At 39.6% G+C, this 19,086-nt stretch carries 11 protein-coding genes; all 11 read right to left on the bottom strand.

The window, feature by feature from the left end; all coding sequences use genetic code 11:
* Positions 1 to 78 precede the first annotated feature (78 nt).
* The 11 genes from O3643_RS00855 to cas6 all read right to left on the bottom strand — a co-directional run bounded on the left by O3643_RS00855 (position 79) and on the right by cas6 (position 17,561).
* Complete coding sequence (locus tag O3643_RS00855) at positions 79 to 5,412, bottom strand: Cna B-type domain-containing protein (RefSeq protein ID WP_371499163.1); 5,334 nt, start codon at positions 5,410 to 5,412, stop codon at positions 79 to 81.
* A 286-nt stretch (positions 5,413 to 5,698) separates the two neighbouring features.
* Complete coding sequence (gene alaS, locus O3643_RS00850) at positions 5,699 to 8,317, bottom strand: alanine--tRNA ligase (protein ID WP_371499161.1); 2,619 nt, start codon at positions 8,315 to 8,317, stop codon at positions 5,699 to 5,701.
* A 16-nt stretch (positions 8,318 to 8,333) separates the two neighbouring features.
* Complete coding sequence (locus O3643_RS00845) at positions 8,334 to 8,819, bottom strand: LURP-one-related/scramblase family protein (RefSeq protein ID WP_371499159.1); 486 nt, start codon at positions 8,817 to 8,819, stop codon at positions 8,334 to 8,336.
* A gap of 297 nt (positions 8,820 to 9,116) precedes the next feature.
* Positions 9,117 to 10,406, bottom strand: a complete 1,290-nt coding sequence (csm6, locus tag O3643_RS00840; RefSeq protein ID WP_371499157.1) for a type III-A CRISPR-associated CARF protein Csm6 — start codon at positions 10,404 to 10,406, stop codon at positions 9,117 to 9,119.
* A gap of 16 nt (positions 10,407 to 10,422) precedes the next feature.
* A complete protein-coding gene (locus O3643_RS00835; RefSeq protein ID WP_371499155.1) occupies positions 10,423 to 11,583 on the bottom strand; it encodes a type III-A CRISPR-associated protein Csm6 in 1,161 nt (386 codons plus the stop codon).
* Positions 11,580 to 12,659 (bottom strand): type III-A CRISPR-associated RAMP protein Csm5, encoded by a 1,080-nt coding sequence (gene csm5 / locus O3643_RS00830; RefSeq protein ID WP_371499153.1) that lies wholly within the window; start codon positions 12,657 to 12,659, stop codon positions 11,580 to 11,582. The genes O3643_RS00835 and csm5 overlap by 4 nt, the downstream gene beginning before the upstream one ends.
* On the bottom strand, positions 12,656 to 13,561 hold the full coding sequence (csm4, locus tag O3643_RS00825) for a type III-A CRISPR-associated RAMP protein Csm4 (RefSeq protein ID WP_371499151.1): 906 nt from the start codon (positions 13,559 to 13,561) through the stop codon (positions 12,656 to 12,658). The genes csm5 and csm4 overlap by 4 nt, the downstream gene beginning before the upstream one ends.
* Before the next feature lies 1 nt (position 13,562).
* A complete protein-coding gene (gene csm3 / locus O3643_RS00820) occupies positions 13,563 to 14,225 on the bottom strand; it encodes a type III-A CRISPR-associated RAMP protein Csm3 (RefSeq protein ID WP_371499149.1) in 663 nt (220 codons plus the stop codon).
* Entirely contained in the window at positions 14,225 to 14,605 is a 381-nt protein-coding gene (gene csm2 / locus O3643_RS00815; RefSeq protein WP_006148241.1) for a type III-A CRISPR-associated protein Csm2, read from the bottom strand. Before csm2 ends, csm3 begins: the two co-directional genes overlap by 1 nt.
* Positions 14,606 to 16,849: a type III-A CRISPR-associated protein Cas10/Csm1 gene (cas10, locus tag O3643_RS00810; RefSeq protein WP_371499147.1), complete on the bottom strand. Its 2,244-nt coding sequence runs from the start codon at positions 16,847 to 16,849 to the stop codon at positions 14,606 to 14,608. It lies immediately after the preceding gene.
* Positions 16,830 to 17,561, bottom strand: a complete 732-nt coding sequence (cas6, locus tag O3643_RS00805; RefSeq protein WP_371499145.1) for a CRISPR-associated endoribonuclease Cas6 — start codon at positions 17,559 to 17,561, stop codon at positions 16,830 to 16,832. Before cas6 ends, cas10 begins: the two co-directional genes overlap by 20 nt.
* Positions 17,562 to 19,086 lie beyond the last annotated feature (1,525 nt).

The following is a 19,086-nucleotide window of genomic DNA, read 5'->3' as shown; positions in this document are numbered from 1 at the left end:
TTACATAATAAAAATAAGAGGCCCTATGGACCTCTTATTTTTTTGGATTCTTAAACAAGATTTTATTGAAGCTTACTCTTAATGTTTCTTCTTTTTAAACAGATAAGCTGCAAGGCTAACTCCAGTAAGAGCTAAGATTAGGCAAAGAATAGATTCAGTTGAACCAGTATTTGGCAACTCAACTTTCTTTTTCGGTTCTTCAGTTGTTGTAGTTGGAGGAATACTTGGTTCATGTTTATTTGTCAGGACAACATTACCTTGACCGTCATCGGTTTTCGTCACTTGGTAAGCTATTGGAACATCGACTTCTTCCACCGTGTAGGTGATAGCTTTGCCCTTGATATTTTTGTCCAAATCCGCAAAGGTATGAGTCCACTTGTTCTCAGCTGACAACTCAATGACTTCACCAGATTTCTTACCATCCGCATAAAGTTGTACTTTCACACTCTTCGGACGAAGGCCATCTTTGTCCTCTTGGTCATCCCACTGTTTGGTTACAGAGAGAGTGGTCTTACCTGGAGTGTGCGTATTGGTAATAGTATAGCTTTCTTGGTCAATGCTTGGTGAATAATTTTCAACCTTTTCTTCTTGAAGGGTGTAGACGATTTCCTTGCCATCCTTAAACTTAGGAAGACCAGCAAAGGTTTCTTTCCAATCGGTCTCGCTTGTAATATCTTTGCGAGCCACTTCTTCACCATTGGCCAGAAGCTTCACAGTGATTTTAGCTGGACGAAGACCATCTTGGTTGTCATTGTCCACCCAGATCTTAGTGACTGGAATATCCACCGTACTTGGAGTGTGCGTGTTGGTCAAGACGACATCGCCCTTCTCCTTGCTCTCTTCTGTTACGGTGTAACCTTCCGGAACGTCCACTTCTTTCACAGAATAGTGAATAGCTTGTCCGTTTGCTTTTTCAGCAAGTTTCTCAAAGGTATGACTCCATTTATTGTCTGCAGACAAGACAACTTCCTTGCCTAGCTTTTGATCACCCGCATACAATTGGACACGAATTTCTTTTGGACGTAGGCCATCTTGGTTATTAGCGTCATCCCATTTCTTGGTGACCTTGACCTGAGTGACAGTTGGCTCATGCTTATTGGTCAAGACAGGATGAGCTGGATCCTTGTCATCAATCGAAAGAGTATAGCCTTCTGGGACATTCTCTTCTTTTACAGTGTAGTTAAGTGCCTTACCAGCTGCATTTGCATCAAGGTTTTCAAAGGTTCCATACCATTGATTCGCTTCTGACAATTCCAGAGTTTGGTCTGTAGGTGCACCATCCTTATAGAGTCTAACCGTAATTGATGCTGGACGAATACCATCTTGGTTGTTAGCATCATCCCATTTCTTAGTTACTTGAACTTTAGTCTTAGAAGGAGTGTGGCTATTCGTAATCACTACCTGACCTGGATTGGTTGCTTCAACCGTTTGAGTATAACCTTCTGGCACTTCTGTTTCTTTCACTGTATATTGAACAGCTTTGCCATCTTTTTTCTCATCCAATTCAGAGAAGGTGTAAGTCCATTTGTTATCTTCAGAAAGCTCTACTACTTTACCTATTTCTTGACCATCGGCATAGAGTTGAACCTTGATAGTCTTTGGACGAAGGCCGTCTTGGTTTTCTGCATCATCCCATTTCTTAGTCACTGTTAAACTAGTTTTACCTGGTTTGTAAGTGTTTGTGATAGTTGTACCGTCGATAGCTGTTGAGTAGTTTGCTACAGTATCTTCTGTCACAGTGTAGATGATTTTCTGACCGTTTTTATAGACTGGTAGGTTTGTGAAGGTATGACTCCATGTTTCACCCTCACCAGAAACTGTTGCTGTTTGGACTTTCTCACCATTAGCTAAGAGATGAACTGTAATGCTGGTAGGACGGAGACCGTCTTGATTTTTAGCATCATCCCAAACTTTTTTCACAGTTACTTCTGTTGTTTCAGGAGTACGCTTATTGGTAATTGTTGCTTTTCCATCTACAAACTGAGCTTCTTCTTTATCAACTGTGTAATAAGTTGGTACTTTAACTTCTTTTACTGTATAGCTGATGAGGTTGCCATTACTATCTTTATCTGGAAGATTGCTAAAGGTTACTTTCCAGTCACTTCCTGCTGAAAGTGCTACTGGATTGCCTTCTGCTGTTCCATTTTTGTACAATTGGAACTCGATGGATTCAGGATGAAGACCTTCTACGTTGTCTTGGTCATCCCAAACTTTAGTCGCTTCTAGATTGAGATATTTGATATCATTCTCATTTGTGATTAGTTTTGGTGAAGCTTTTGAACCAATAGCTTCTCCGTCAATTGTGACATGATAGATTTGTTGATCTGCATCGTAGGTCACCACGACTGCATGTTCAGTCTCATCCAACTTATAATTAGTTGGTGCTTTAGTTTCTTTAAGAGTATAAGTTCCTTCTGTTAAGGTTGTAAAAGCAACATTTCCATCCTTATCAGAAACTTGGGTCGCAAGGACTGCACCACTAGCATCCAATAAATTGAACTCAGCACCAGCTAATCCCTTGCTAGTATCGTCTTTATCAACTTTCTTCACATGGAAGCTAGCTCCGAAGATTTGAGAAGTTACTGTATTAGACTCACGGTTTCCTTCATGGCCTTTAGCCTTGTAACCAAATTGGTTATGAGCTTGTACGACACCTGAACGACCACCATTATCCTTGTTATCTTCTGTACGGTCTAGCATCAATTGCTTAACTTGGTCTGTCAATTCACTTGGATTGACTACTGGGACAGCAATATCAACTTGGCTACGCGCACCGATAGTCGTTCCTTCGTTAGCAACAATCTTAATTCCTGTTACTTTACTAAAGTCTGTGATATCTGCTGACCAAATATCTTTATCTGCAGCTTGTGCCATGGTACTAGATGTAACTGTGGTATCTGTTGTGTAGTATGCTGTCCATCCTTCTGGCGCAGTGATAGGACCGCGAAGACTTACAGTGTATTCTGTCTTACGGGCTGAAGCATCAAGTGTATTGACATCACCTACTTTTGGAAGGGCATCAAAAATAACAGTATTTTCAACAGGAGTATCTGTATTATTTTTGATTGTTAATTTATAATTAAAGGTTTCCCCTGGTTTAAAGGTACGAGTCACTGTTGATGCATCAGATAAGTCGTCATTCTTGGCAATAAACTTACGAGAATAAACACCTTCAGCTGCAACAATGGTATAGTTTGATTCTGCATGTGGGATTTTATCCGTTGTAGAACCATTGTTATTTAAATCATAGCTATCTACTGCAACTTTATTAGGGTTAGCCGTTTCTAGATCCCAGAGACCCTCTCCTGCCATATAGATATGGTTGGTAAAGGTTCCGCCATCTGCCTTCCCTTTTAGTTTGGTATAGATAAATGGCAAACGAACTTGACCACCAGTCTCTAGAGAGCGTTTGATGAATTCCTTTTGATCCAAGTGGATAATCAAGGCAGAACGTCCAGAGTTGTGGTAGTTTTCGATGACCTCATAGGATTTGTACCAAGGGGCATAAAGACGAGTGTTATTCTTATCAAAATATTGATCTAGGTAATTGAAGTCAATGTCCAAGGTATTTGGATCAAAGAGGTCAATGACCCGCAAATCCTTGTAGTCCTTACCTGGATCCAAGCGAACATTATCGGCAGATAGGGCAAAACGAATGGTTTTTCCATCTGTGAATTGGACATTGTTGTAATCTGTATTCTTGGTCAGATTAACATTTTCTGTCAATGGAAGCAGTTTGAACTGCCATTTAGCAGATTGGTCTCTTTCTGCCCCTGACTGGGTTTTGTAAGTAATCCGTCCGGTATTTTCATAGGCATTCTTGGTATCATCATTCTGATCAATATGAGTCTTTTCTGGATCCTTGAAGGCTGTATAGGTAGAAATATAAATCCCTTGACCCGATGGAAGCTCGAAGTCGTCTTTCATCTCCAGTCTCCAGCCGACAACAGTACCATATTTGGTCAAATCAGTGCTTCCAAATCCATCCTTGTCTGCCTCTGGTTGGATTTCTTTAGTCGAGCCATCTTCCATTGTAAGGATGATGCGTTTCACGTATTGATTGATCAGAGGTCCATTTCCATAGTTCCCAATCATCATACGAGCATATTCAATCTTAGTAAACTTCAAGCGAGAGTCTACTTGCTCATCATAAAAGACAACATTCTTTTGAGCAAATGGTGTAATGTTATTGTATTTCAAGAGCCACTTATAGTTGGCTGACTTGTAGTCTGTCGAATCGTAGACATTACCATCTGCTTGTTTGGCAAAAGCTCCTTTACCTTCCAAATCACGTGAAGTGAGTCGGAAGATGAGAGAATCTTCAGCCCTTACATCCGGTTCTCCCTCCCCACGTTCTGCAGGAATCCCCACGACAGACGCAGTGTTGGTCAAATCTTTAACCAAGACATCCTCTAAAGTTTGGTCTTTTTCCATGACCAAATCAGGGAATTTCAAGTACAAGAAACTCTTGTCTTGAATCTTTTGCATCAAATCTGAGTGGTAACTTTGAACATTTTTATTTTCATCAGCTACAAACGTTTTTGAAACCGTACCATCTCCATTGTCGACCCAGCCTTCTGATTTTTCTGTATCTAGAACGGCTGTACGAGTTTTTCCATCTTTGTCAGTATAAGTTGGCAATTTGTCTGTGATTGTTGCGGATTCCAACTGACGATAGTCACCATTGTACTGGGCACGCATACCATCCAACAAGAAGGCGAAAGGAACCGAAGTAGTTTTTTCGATGTACTTTTTGCCATCTGCTCCAGTTACAATCCCTGGAGATGCTTCCGCATAGTCTCTAGACATGGTCGCATCATAGTTCTGATTGACAAACTTAGTTAAGATATAATCCTTGTATTGAGGTTTCCAAGTGATGCTATTTAAAGCAGTCTCAGCACCGTTGATATTGAGCGTCCCTGTAATATCCATCGAGTAGTTAGTCGGAGGAAATCCTCTCTTAAACTTAGCGATGAATGGTAGGGTCAAGACTTCAGATTTTTGGTAGTTCGTAAAATGCAGAGTTACATGGTAGTCATCTCCTACCTTGGTCACAACTGGTGCATCATGCTGCGAACTACTATTGAAATCGGGAATATTAACCTCATCCAAGTATTTCCCTGGTAACACTAGATTCACAGCCACATCATCAAGGTCTGTTGTCAAATTTTTAGGTGTAATCTGGATGTACCCAGACATAGTGTCACCTGTACTATAGGCCATCCCACCCGGATGGTCTTGTTTATCACCATACAAGAGGCTAACATCTAAAGCACCATTATCTCCTACTGCTAGCTCTTTAGCCAGAACCGATACAGTTCCTTGGCTCATTTGTCCTAGCATCATCAATATGGTGAATAGGGCAAAACCTTTCCTCAAAAAGGTTTTCCATAAGGACTTTCTCCTTTTCATTTTTCTTCTCCTTTATATTAATTGAAACACAATGGCTCAAATTAATTTTATCACAATTGAGAAAAATAATCTACAAAAATTATACATTTTTTCTCCCTATGTACATTTTTTTTATATTTCTGTGTTTTGAAATCATCATATTTTTAGTAATTGTTTCACCATAGGATAGATTGGATTCATTTACTACTAAAGAAATGACCGTTATTTTCTAACTAGTTATGAAGAGAATATTTCTAATAACCTCTAACAAATAAAAGAATCTACCAAAATTGGTAGATTCTTTATATTACAATTTACCTGCTACTGCATCCAATAATTCTTGGATCTTGGCTTGGTTGCTTCCTCCTGCCATGGCCATGTCTGGTTTACCACCACCACGTCCATCAACGATTGGAGCTAATTCTTTAACCAAGTTACCTGCGTGGATGTCTTTTGTCTTGCTGGCTACAAGAAGGTTGACCTTGTCACCGATGGCTGCGACAAGAACAAGCACATCAGAGTAGTCTTTTTGCTTCCAGTTATCTGCAAAGGTACGAAGAGCACCTGCATCTGATACAGAAACTTGACTAGCAATGTAACGGTGGCCGTTTGCTTCTTGAACATTCTTGAAGACATCGCCGGCTGCCGCTGCTGCCGCTTTTTCCTTCAATTCTGCATTTTCTTTTTGCAATTGACGGAGTTGCTCTTGAAGTCCTTCAACCTTGTGAGGTACTTCTTTGAGTTGAGGAGCTTTCAAGGTTGCTGCGACTGCTTTCAGTGCATCTTCTTGATCACGATAAGCTTCAAAGGCTTCCTTACCAGTCACTGCCAAGATACGACGAGTTCCTGATCCGATACCTTCTTCCTTGACAATCTTGAAGAGACCGATTTCAGAAGTGTTACCTACGTGAGTACCACCACACAGTTCAACTGAGTAGTCACAGATGGTCACAACACGGACTTCCTTACCGTATTTCTCACCAAAGAGAGCCATAGCTCCCATTTCTTTGGCTGTGTCAATGTCTGTCTCAACAGTCTTGACTGCAATGGCTTCCCAGATTTTTTCATTGACTTGCTGTTCAATAGCACGCAATTCTTCTGGAGTTACGGCTTGGAAATGGGTGAAGTCAAAGCGAAGGAATTCTACTTCATTAAGTGAACCTGCTTGAGTTGCATGGTGGCCAAGGATATTGTGAAGAGCTGCATGGAGCAAGTGAGTGGCTGTATGGTTCTTCATGACACGGTGACGACGATTGCTATCGATGGCCAAAGTGTATTCTTGGTTCAAAGCAAGCGGTGCAATAACTTCAACAGTATGGAGTGGTTGTCCGTTTGGTGCTTTTTGAACATCCGTTACAGTCGCTACAAGGTTTCCCGCAGCATCCAAGATTTGACCGTGGTCAGCTACCTGTCCACCCATTTCAGCATAGAATGGTGTTTCTGCAAAGATCAGTGATGCAGTTCCTTCTGCTACAGCTTCTACTTCTGCATTATCCGCTACGATAGCCACCAATTTAGAAGGCAATTGGCTAGCATTGTAGTTGAAGACACTTTCCACAGTGATGTTTTGAAGGGTTTCATTTTGCATCCCCATTGATCCGCCTTTGACAGCAGATGCACGCGCACGTTCTTGTTGTTCCTTCATGGCTGCTTCAAAGCCTTCACGATCTACAGTCATTCCTGCTTCTTCAGCAATCTCTTCTGTCAACTCTACTGGGAATCCGTATGTATCGTAGAGTTTGAAAACATCTCGTCCAGCGATAACCGTTTGGCCTTTTTCTTTCAAGTCTGCTACGATAGTTTCTGCAAAGTGTTGACCTGAGTGAAGAGTGCGGGCAAATGACTCTTCCTCGCTCTTGACAATTTTTTCGATAAAGTCACGTTTTTCGAGCACTTCTGGGTAGTAGCTTTCCATGATTTTTCCAACAGTTGGAACGAGTTTGTAAAGGAAAGGCTCGTTGATACCCAATTTTTGACCATGCATAGAGGCACGACGGAGCAAACGACGAAGGACATAACCACGACCTTCATTTCCAGGGAGAGCACCGTCGCCAATAGCAAATGAAAGAGAACGGATGTGGTCAGCAATAACCTTGAAGCTCATGTTGTCGCCATCTTGGTCATAAACCTTACCAGACAATTTCTCCACTTCGCGAATGATCGGCATAAATAGGTCTGTTTCAAAGTTGGTCTTAGCACCTTGGATAACAGCTACCAAACGCTCCAAACCAGCACCCGTATCAATGTTCTTGTGTGGCAATTCCTTGTACTCGCTACGAGGTACAGCAGGGTCAGCGTTAAATTGTGACAAGACGATGTTCCAAATCTCGATGTAACGGTCGTTTTCAATATCTTCTGCGAGAAGGCGAATACCGATATTTTCTGGGTCAAAAGCTTCCCCACGGTCAAAGAAGATTTCTGTATCAGGTCCAGAAGGTCCAGCACCAATTTCCCAGAAGTTGTCTTCGATTGGAATCAAGTGACTTGGGTCCACGCCCACTTCAATCCAGCGGTTGTATGAATCTGTGTCAGCTGGGTAGTAAGTCATGTAGAGTTTGTCTTTAGGGAAGTCAAACCATTCAGGACTTGTCAAAAGTTCATAAGCCCAAGTAATGGCTTCGTCACGGAAGTAATCCCCAATTGAGAAGTTTCCCAACATTTCAAACATGGTATGGTGACGCGCCGTCTTCCCTACGTTTTCGATATCGTTGGTACGGATAGCCTTTTGCGCATTGGTAATTCGTGGATTTTCAGGGATGATAGTCCCGTCAAAGTATTTTTTAAGAGTGGCAACCCCTGAGTTAATCCACAAAAGGGTTGGGTCGTTTACTGGAACCAAACTTACTGATGGTTCTACTGAGTGGCCTTTTGTAGCCCAGAAATCAAGCCACATTTGGCGGACTTGTGCACTAGATAATTGTTTCATTTGTATCTCCTTTTTACTAATTTGAGTCTCTTTCTAGCATTTCCACATAGTCGATAGCGACACAGAGAGAAATGACTAGGTCTGCATAAGATTCGTCGTAGACGGTTACGGTATAGGTAGAGGTTAAATGGAAGAGTTCCTTGGTGATTTCCGCAATCACTTGATCACTGTCATCCATAAGTTTAAAGTTTAAATCCCAGATATTTCCCTCAATGCGCAGACCGAGGTTGTCAAATTCATACTTATCTCTAAAGAAAGTCAACTTCTTTCGGATATAAAAACTATCTCCATTACTGAGTTGAATCTCAAAGCGTGGCATGAAGGTCAATATTTCTTTACTAATCTCACTAACCTGTTCACCAGAATTATCAAAAATGGTAAAGGTCTTAGGAATCTTAAAAAATGAACCTTCAACCTGATAGGCGACATTTCCCATTTCATCTTTGATATCAAAGCGTTCACCACCTAGGCGAAATTTTTGTTTGACAAGAAATCTTCTCATAAGTACCTCCAAAAATAAAAGACAAATTCATATCACGAAGGGCGAAAAACCGCGGTACCACCTTCATTCAATGAACTTGTCATTCTTGATTCTTATGCAATTGTTACAATCGAGTAGCATGATTTTCTATCTTAGATGGCTCGCAGCACCGCCAATTCTCTGAACTAAGACAACTGAAAATCAATTCTCAACTCTAGTATTATACCGTTTTTTAAAGCTTGCGTCAACTGGAAAAACCAAGCACTTGCAATCTCATAATATGTATCATAAGCAAAATAGATTTATTGATAAACTATATTATTGACGAAGTAAATCAAGCATTTCATTATTAAGTGTTTGATAACAAGATAAATAGCTATCATCAATCTCAAATGTATCTTGTAAAATAAAGCGCAAAGTATCTATTGTCTGTTGCAATTTTCTAGAATTAACTAGTTTATTATCAATCTCTGACAAGCCATGTGCCACCTTATTTCTCTCACCATTTAAGCTATTTATTAGCTTTATGGACTTAAGTAATTCAGGAGAAACTTGATAATAAGATAGAATATTTTCATAAGACAAGAGATTTAAGGTTGACTGAGGTGAATAGATTCTTTCCTTCTCATCTTTTATACCCTTGGCTTTCTTAAATTCTAGATCAATGAAATCTAAAATAGCTTCAAAATCCTTGTATTCTTCATTTAACTTTGGAAAAGTTCCGTCATATTTGATCAATTCTGGATAATCTTTCTTTATCTTTTCCTCGATGATAAATTCAACATAAGACTTTGATTTGATTAAGACATCAGCAACCTGCCCTCTCTCTTTCAAAACTTCAATCATTAAAAAGTAATTAAGAGCTTTTTTCTCAACCTCTGTAAGTGAATATCCCTGAATATCTTTTAAAATAGCTTGGGTTTTAAATACTTTTACAAAATCATTTAATAGATCTCTTAGACGCGATAACTTCTTTTTAGAAAGTAATTTATTGTATTCTTTTCTAGTAACTAATTCTTCCGCAGCAAGATAATCATAAGAAGAGATTAAATTTCTTAAGTGGCGCTTGATAAGAGACTGATTAAATTTTTCAGCTTCATCTTTGATTGTACGATCTTCATAATTCTTTTGGTTATCCTCGTTCTCGTCAAAAAGCTTCTGTTCGCCTTCACTTGACAGTGGCACATACTTTCTGTTTGCTGATTTGTTAGGTGTTGCAACCTGTATGGCCTGCGTATTATAATCATTAATTCGATTCAAGGCAAATAAAGCAGAAATAATCTGAGGTGTCCCTGAGGAGAGATTTAAGATTAATTGATGATCTGTTCCAGAATATTTTTCGATAATCTGTCCCATCACTTCATACATTTTATCAAACAGATAGACTTCATCATTTTTCAATATGATTGATTCAATAACCACTTTAGGATGATAACCCTCTATTGAACATAGTGCTTTCTCAACAAGATCTTTTTTTACTAACATTTCTTCACTATAAACCAAAACAATTTGTTCAGGTCTGTATGTTCGAGCAATATGTAATAAAGCTGCATCTCGATTATTGCTTATCGGATCTGTCGTTCCAACTGCTGAAATTAAAATTTCCAAGATATTCTACCTCTCATTATTTCAGTAATTCTAATAATTCTTTATTAAAATCCTTGTAAAAATTAAAATCCTTTTCAGTAAGTTGATATTGTTCCTTGATTAGCCCTTTTAAGGCTTTTAGAACGGGACCTAACTGTTTAAGTTCCTCAGAATCTAGTGAATCCAATTTATGAGCTATCGTATTTCGTGTTTTGTTCATTTTCAAAATCGGTTTGATTTTATCAGACAATATCTTCTCTCTTTTTTCTTTAAGGATCTTGCCATAATCCCAAATCCCGATATAATATTTCTCTGATTCACTCGCGTAATTATCCAGAAATCCTGGATAACGATTTTCGATATAGTCATCTAAGATAAACTCTGTAAGGTTTTTAATTCTTATCAAACCTTCACTAAAATTACCACGTTCTTTTTGCAAATCAATAGTCAAATAAGCATTTAATACTTTTTTCTGTTCTTCGCTCCATTTTTTCTTTTGGAGGACTTGAGGTACAGCTTGCCTATCTAATGAATCCACAATATCTTGCAACTTCTTGCGACATTCTTTCAAACCAGGAAAGTCTGATAACTGATTAGCAACCTCTAAACTTGCTTTGTAATCATATTTCGTAATAAAATCACGTAAAGTTTTCTTCATTAAGCCTTGTTTAAACTTCTCTGAAGTATCTTCAATGGTTCGGTCGATATAGTCCTGTTTGTTATCTAAGTTCGTATCAATTAGTGCGTCAATATCTTCTGAATCATCATGTCCAACTCCTGCATTTGAATCATTTTCAGGACTTGAAACTTGTACTGCCTTGACATTGATTTCACTAAGTCTATTAATCACAAACAAAGCCGATTTTACTTGAGGAGTTGCACTTGAAAGATTGAGAATAAATTCGTCGTCTTTTGTATAATACTTTTGTATAATAGCATCAAATTGTTCATACATGGTATCAAAAACAAATACATCTTCATTCAAGATAATTGGTTCATGACATACAATTTCTGGGAGGTATTCAGTATCGATAGAGTGAATTACTTTCTCAATATCATTTTTCTTACTAATTGTTCTCTCTGAAAAAACAATAATAATCTTTTCTGGACGGTATTTTCTCGCAATATGAACTAAAGCTCCATCGTGAAAATTACGGATTGGATCTGTATCACCCACTGCTGAAACCAAAACCTTCATTTAGTAATCTCCTTAATTATGAAATTAGCTTTGCCCATTTCATAGAAAGACTCATCATTCATGATCAGTTTTCGAGTTGCTTGTGTTGTTTTAACACTTTTCATTGGTGCTTTTGTTAATTTCAACACTCCCTTACCAACCATCTTTGTCTTCATTCGACTATACCGTTTTTGTAAGATTCCATCCGCTTGTTGAAACAAGGTCTTTGTCCAGGCTCCACTTCCAGCTCCCAAATAGATAGGATATTGAAGATTTGGCTGAATCTTATTTTCAGGAAAATCTGATAAGAAAAAGTTTTTATATTCTTTGTAAAAGGCTTGCGCTCTCTGTCCTAATTCCTCAATTAGGATTCCAGCTTCCTTAGTGGTTGTAGTAATGGTGAAATTGATTCTAGTTAAGGGTACGATTGCTTCTCTGTATAAAGGAAGAGGCTTGGCAGTTAAGGACTTGGCTGAATAATCCCATTTTTGAACTAGAATAATCTGCTCATTATTAAATGGCTTACTATCACTAACACGAATAGCATTAAACAAGTCATTAAATTCTTGACCCTTTTTGGCACCCCAAGGAATCATCTTTTTGTTTTCTTTAGGACTTCTACCACGAAAATCGACTGCATTCTTATTGTTCCAGTCAGGATTTGTATTCATTAAAATGGTCCGAATAGCTCCCTTTAAGGAACTACCTGGAATATACGGACTCCCAAAAGGGTCTCTAATAAATTTTGCCACTTCATTTATCGTACCTAATTTGGAATCGCGATTATTTTTTTCAATTTCCAAACCAGTCTCAACAATCCGGTAACCACCGAAATCACGATTAGATATCCGGTTATCATCCAAGAAGGAAATCAAGCGATTATTTCTGGCGTTGGGCTTTGTTTCCTGTAAAAAACGCTCAAACTTCTGATCGAATCCTTTCTCCACCATGCGATTATAAAACTTACCCATATCAGGGAAATAAAAGTATCCATTTTCATAGATAAATTCTCGAGAAGTATATTTTTCACCATTCCCAATATGGATAGGAGCCATGGCTAGGAGGGTAAATTGAAAGGTTCTATATTCTGTTTTCATCTTTCTTCCTCCATCTTGAAAAATAATGGCTTAGCATAGTTTAATACTTCATGCGGGAAATCAAGAGGTCTTACATCTACAATCTGTCCTGTAAAGGTTTCAGAGAAAGTAGATCCAGAAGCAAACTTATATAAATCCTGCTTACGGTAATTTTCATTAGTTTCTGTACTAAAAGCAAAACCACTTGATTTACTTAGTAAATAAGATCCAGTTTCCATAGCATATTCAAGTTCCTTTTCGACTGGTAGAGAAGTCGCCAAGGTCATGACAGGTCCTTGATGGACCTTAGTAAGACGATTTTTAAGAGCATCAGGTATGTCTGTAATGGTTAAATCAAACCGTCCATAACCGCTGGAACGTTTGCCACCAATTCCTGTATACTGCAAGCTTGTCATGAGTTCATTCAAGAGGTTTGATTCAGTCGCAATCACATAGAGAGCAGACTGATCTGCAAATCGAACGGTAGACACTTGGAAAAGATTTCCATCCACATGAGGTTGGTTTTTAGTGATGATGTTTGTTACTGCATGTTCTGCGTCTTCAAAAAGCGTTCCATTTACATAAGAATCAAATTTATCCAAAGGGATAAACTGAAGTTTCTTCGCCATTTTCGCTTGACGTCTTACTTCTTTGACATCCGTTGTTAAGTCCGGCTGATCAAACTTTGGAAATCCTATCGGTTTAGGCAAAAATGGGCCTGACTTATATGGGAATGCATCTGTCAAAACGAATTCATCTTGACCTGCTAATGATACAAATTCCTCCATTTTACCCATTTTCTTTGCCTCAATAGCTAAGGCAGAAAATAATCGGTCAGCTGCAAAAGTCATTTTAGAACTATCGAGCGTACCTGCTCCAAAGTGAGCAGACTGAAAGTTCATAATATACATCTTATAGGTCATACTAGACCTCCGTAGTTAAAAGTTCATTCAATCTACTAACATCATAGTTTCCAAAAACTGTATTTGCTTTAAGATCCTCAAAAACAACTTTACCATATCCACGAGAGCCTGATCCACCTAAATAATCAAGTTCCAGGAGTTTTAATCCATCAAGAATTACTTTAAAATCTTCTTCCACTTGTTCTTCACTGTCATCTGTGATTTCATAGATTAATTCAAATGCAAAAGCACTCTTACGGATGGCACGTTCAATTTGTCTCGGATTCGCTTCAGCAGTGATACGGTCAATAGTATTTTCAAACTTAACTTCAGTATAACTCTTGACCCCTAATGAATCTAACTCGTCCTTATTGATTAAGAAAGCATCTCTAAAAATGAGTCGCCCCATTTTATAGCGATTATCTGAACTGTTCCCAAAGAGTCGACTTAGAAGTTCGCCATCTTCTCCTGGTTTCTTAGCTAGTCGTTCATTATGAACTTTTGAAAGAAGACTACGCATCTTCCCTTTGATACTTGAACCAGGAATAATGGGTAAGTTAGTAATAGGATCCTTGATTACAGGAGAATCAGTAGCCCCAATTGCCGCAAAAGCATTGCTGGTTCCAATATGAAGTCCTGTTTCTAGACGAATTTGTGCTGTTACTTGAATTTTTGCAAATGCCATTAATCTTTTCCTCCGTAAAATTTGAAATAAGCTACTAGTGCTTCCATATAGCGGCAAAAACGTTGGAGACTTTCCTTATTGTTTATTTCTTTTAGAATGTCTAGAATTTCAGCCTTTTTCACTAAGTCTTTAACCGCAGTTTCTCGGCCCGATTGATAAACAAACTGCACTCTCAAATAAGCAATTTTGTCAGCTAAATCCTTATACTCTCTAACCTTACTTTCATCAAAGAGAGTACTCGTCAAGCTTAGTAGGTTTCTAATTTTGCTAGTTGTTAAAAGGAATGCTTCAGGGTTCCTAGAATCTCTAGTGTTTCGATTCAGTGATTTAATAACATTCTCTGCCTTATCTACGTAATTATCATCTGTTAAAATTGCCATCTATGAATCCTTTCTAATCTCATAAATATATAGAAGTAAAGCTATCTCTGCTTCCTTACGTTCATTATCGCTACCTGTATACCAAGAAAAGAATAAATATTTAAACTCTTTAAACTCTTCTTTTTTATCCTTAGAAGTCTGATCTTCTAATCGGGTTAAATAATAGGCTAATCGAGCAATATTCATACGATCGTAGTTCCGAAGGAGCTCAATAAGTCTATATACAAAACTCTTTCCTCGCTCATCTTGAATATTAAAGTAGTAACGAATGCTCTTCAGTTTTCCATTATAGACATTGTCAATAAATTGGTCGAACTTCAAGGTATAATTATTTTCAAAAAGTGAGATACTATCCTTGTCGTTATCTTTGGCCGATCCTTCTAGCTTACCAGTTTCTTCAGCCATGAGGCTAACTGGAGTTTTATCTGGAAAGAGGCCGATCCCTGCTGATAGGGTGAGTTTACCATTTGTCCACTTGATAAAGTTTTGTCGGAGACAAATAGTGAACTCAATAATATCCTGCCAGGAACCGATCGCAAATACATCATCTCCACCGGCATAGATAATCGATAGTTTTTTCTCTTTGGCAAACTGGTTGATATAGACCTTAAAGAAGAGACTCATACTTCTAGAGAAGGTCGCTGACCGTGCCAGAGTATTATACTTGCCACTATCTTGGTAAGAGAACCCAGCCATAAAGGCGGCTCCTAGATCATCCACATCTAGTCGAACAACTGCCAGACGCTTGATTCCTTGTCCAGTTTCACTATCCTGAGATAGTTTAGCATACTCGTAAATCTCAGCATATTTGTAATCTCCGACAAAGACATGGGTTGCTTTTAGGATATCCGTGCTATAGCTATTCTTGACATAAACACGGTCCCACTCTTCTTTAGCAAGGTCGGCTTTGGAAATACCTCTAATATAGGCTCCCGGACCTATCGGGAGGCCTTTTTCTTTTGTGACAATATAGTAGTTTTCTTGTATCTCCTTAGCAAAGCGGTACATTCCAGCACAGATATGGCAGACCTCTTGATCTTTATACTTGGTAAGCTTTTCGACTGAGTGGCAAATAGCACATTCTCTCTGAGAACTTTTTCCTCCTTGGTTGAGTTCAAGGAGAGTTTTGGCATCATAACGAGAAATTTTCTTATGGGAAATCATCCGACTGGTTGTTTGATAGACTTTTCGATAGTCGGCCAGTGTCGTTGTCATATCATTGGCAGAAAACGGACTCCAACCAAATGCTACGTACAGACCTGTCTGGAAATGCTCGACCAGAAACTGATTGAATTCTGCTTCAAAGCTAGCCAAGGTTTCTCTAGTTTTTTCGGTGTTTGGAAGGATAAAGTAGGCATGCCCTCCACCGACGTAGAGGAGATTAGCCCTTGTAAGCTCTAACCTTTCCAGTAAGCTGTCAGCAATATGTTCTCCCATGAAATCTAGATACAAGGAACGTGCTTTTAGTTGCTTAGCTGCACCAGCTGTTGCGATATTGTAGATAAAATCCTGAATCCCTGACAAGTCAAAACTTGCTAGTAAAAAGGCCTTTTCGCTATAAAAAGCTTCTAAATCTTGTCCCAGTACCTTCTCATAGTCACGGCAATTCTTGTCTGCTAAATAGTCTTCTATGGCTAGGGCAAAGCCAGCTGTCAGACGACTGTAGGTTGCTAGAGAAATATCCGATAATTCCTTGGTCCTTGTCGAAACAGGCACATAGGAAAGAGTAGACTCAAGGAGATTCAAAAGGGCATCTATCTCAGACTGGCTAAAGTCCAATCTCTCAAACTCTTTTTCTAAGGTCTCTACTACCAAATCATAAGCTGACTGGTCAGACGACTCACTCGATTCCTTAGCATAGTTTGGTTCCCCGTCAAGCTCTAATGGTCGTGGATCGAGATAACGCTGACTAGGGCTATCTGAAAATACATTGAAGATATCCGATTGTTTGCTTAGGAAATCTTCTTTTCCTTGATGAATTCTTGCTGCTCCTTTTAGGCCTGAAGCAATCTTTGCAGCAGCTGACGTGATATAGATCAAACTATCAGGAGCTAAATCCGTCGGCAAATCACTAGAAGTCGCCTTGGCTATCTGCTGGGCTATTTTTTCATTATCCGAAAAGCGTCTAAACCATTCGGCCCCAATGGTACCCAGGTCTTTCTCAACATACCTGGAACCTTGAATCACCTTGCCGATAGCGTGCAAAAGCGATCCATAAACTAAATCAATCTTTTCTTTCTTCAAGTTCTAAACCTCCCATCCCTAAGCTAGTTTTCATACCGAGACCTGAGTACTCCCCAAATTTCAGAAGCATATTGGCGTATGCTTTCAAGGTATCTGGACCTGTAATTTTAAGGGTCAATTTCCCCCTGAAACCAGGAATTTTTTTGCCATGGACTTTAAAATAGCTGGACTCCAATCGATAGCTGGTAATCCTACTATGCTTGACCAAATAGTCCAGGGTTTCCTCTTCGATGTCCTGACGATTCTCGACCAGACGTGCATACTTCATCATCAAACTCTGAAAGATAAGACGCATGGTCGGAAAGAGCACATACTCTCCCTGGGAGCGAAATCCTGTCGGAGTTTGAAAATGAATGGTATAGAGTGACCGATCTTGGTTTTCATTAAAGAACCCAAAGAGTTGCTCCGAACTGAGATCTTGCATGGACAAAGACTCAACCATGAGAGTCGGTAAATCATGAAGTTCTACTTTCTTGAGCTCCAAGAGAACAGGCAAAATCTGCTTGACAGCCTCATCCGTCAGGAGATGAAGGGACCATAGGGTCTTTTCCTTTTGATGGATGATTTTTAGTGAGTAGGGGTTGGTCTCCTGCTCATGTAGCCAAGTCACATAGTCTGGTTCTAGGTTTTCCATGAGAAAACCTTGGAATTTTGTCGATAGGTCGCTCGGTGATTGGTCAATTCGCTTAAATGATATTTCGATGCGTTTCATATGCCTCCTTTATTAATACAACTGCGCTTTTGGTTTCTCATGAGCGCTTTTTTCTTTTACTTTTGGAATTCTTTAACCTTATGAAACTGTCCCCTCTCGAGGTAGATAGGTATCTATACGGAAAACCATGAAGATTAAAAAACTTAACCAGGTACGCGTTTCCGGCCTCTTTCGAGGTAAATAGGTAGATATACAGCGTTCGGAGGAAAACATATGTATAACAAAGTTATTTGTTTCCGGCCCCTGACGAGGTAGATAGGTATCTATACCAATGGTGGATTTTGGGCAAACATGGCAAGTTGGGACTATGTTTCCGGCTCCTCCCGAGGAAGATAGGTAACTATACTTCGGTATGCAATGAATGGAATGGTTCTTCCAGAATACAAGTTTCCGGCCCCTCGCGAGGTTGATAGGTAACTATACTCTCCAACTTCAACAGCGTAACTCTCTATGGTCACGTTGCTGCGTTTCCGGCCCCTCGCGAGGTAGATAAGTATCTATACAAGAAAGGCAGGCAGGTCTGGCACCATACAGACGACAGTTTCCGGCCCCTCGCGAGGTAGATAGGTATCTATACGTGACATGAGCGCTGTCTTTCAGAGTGGTTTAGAGTTTCCGGCCCCTCTTGAGGTAGATAGGTAGCTATACAGTGTTTAATAGTCCATTGTTTGAGATTGAGGAGGTGGAGTGATGGTTTCCGGCCCCTCGCGAGGTAGATAGGTATCTATACGCACTTTGGCGCTATATGCTGTGCTTGAAGAAAGCTAGTTTCCGGCCCCTCGCGAGGTAGACAGAGAGCTAAACCTTGCCCTATCTGCCAAAAGACTGACTGGTATTTGTTTCCGTCCCCTCGCGAGGTAGATAGGTATCTATACACGTTATTGACAGCAGTGGGTTACTTTTATAAGAAAAAATTGTTTCCGGTCCCTTTAGAGTTAAACAGAATTTGATACTCGTGCTTGGCTTGACGGCTAAAGGTCGAGAAAGAGTTTCCGTCCCCTCTCGAGGTAGATAGGTATCTATACCAAAGTAGGGGAAAATGCACCTAAACTATCTAAACAGTTTCCGGCCCCTTTCGAGGTAGATAGGTAGCTATACGGAAATATGAAACTAGAATACGGTTCAAAATCACAAGCATTTCCGGCCCCTCTCGAGGTTGATAGGTATCTATACAGAGTTCTTGAAAACGTTACTCAAAAGCAAATCAGTTTCCGGCCCCTCGCGAGGTAGATAGGTATCTATACACAGTTTCTGATCTTGTAACAGAAACTCGTGTGGTCGAGTTTCCGGCCCCTCTCGAGGTAGATAGGTAGCTATACGAGAAAAATTTACAAGAAAGTAGGTACTGATTCTGTAGTGCTTCCGGCCCCTCCCGAGGTAGATAGGGAGATATACACAAGGTAAGGACAACGCTGAGAACCTCGACGGTGTACCGTTTCCGGCCCCTCCCGAGGTAGATAGGGAGATATACTTTGACGAAATGGCTTTTATCGATGAAGGTGTTAGAACGTTTCCGGCCCCTCGC

It is taken from the genome of Streptococcus sp. 20925_1_44 (assembly GCF_041432435.1).
GTDB lineage: Bacteria > Bacillota > Bacilli > Lactobacillales > Streptococcaceae > Streptococcus > Streptococcus infantis.
This window is presented reverse-complemented; position numbering and strand designations above follow the sequence as displayed.

What these genes read in the sequence shown, in the direction of transcription:
- csm3 (WP_371499149.1), bottom strand. Translation starts at nt 14,225, where the DNA reads ATGGCATTTGCAAAAATTCAAGTAACAGCACAAATTCGTCTAGAAACA.
- csm5 (WP_371499153.1), bottom strand. Translation starts at nt 12,659, where the DNA reads ATGAAAACAGAATATAGAACCTTTCAATTTACCCTCCTAGCCATGGCT.
- alaS (WP_371499161.1), bottom strand. Translation starts at nt 8,317, where the DNA reads ATGAAACAATTATCTAGTGCACAAGTCCGCCAAATGTGGCTTGATTTC.
- csm2 (WP_006148241.1), bottom strand. Translation starts at nt 14,605, where the DNA reads ATGGCAATTTTAACAGATGATAATTACGTAGATAAGGCAGAGAATGTT.
- O3643_RS00855 (WP_371499163.1), bottom strand. Translation starts at nt 5,412, where the DNA reads ATGAAAAGGAGAAAGTCCTTATGGAAAACCTTTTTGAGGAAAGGTTTT.
- O3643_RS00835 (WP_371499155.1), bottom strand. Translation starts at nt 11,583, where the DNA reads ATGAAGGTTTTGGTTTCAGCAGTGGGTGATACAGATCCAATCCGTAAT.
- cas6 (WP_371499145.1), bottom strand. Translation starts at nt 17,561, where the DNA reads ATGAAACGCATCGAAATATCATTTAAGCGAATTGACCAATCACCGAGC.
- csm4 (WP_371499151.1), bottom strand. Translation starts at nt 13,561, where the DNA reads ATGACCTATAAGATGTATATTATGAACTTTCAGTCTGCTCACTTTGGA.
- O3643_RS00845 (WP_371499159.1), bottom strand. Translation starts at nt 8,819, where the DNA reads ATGAGAAGATTTCTTGTCAAACAAAAATTTCGCCTAGGTGGTGAACGC.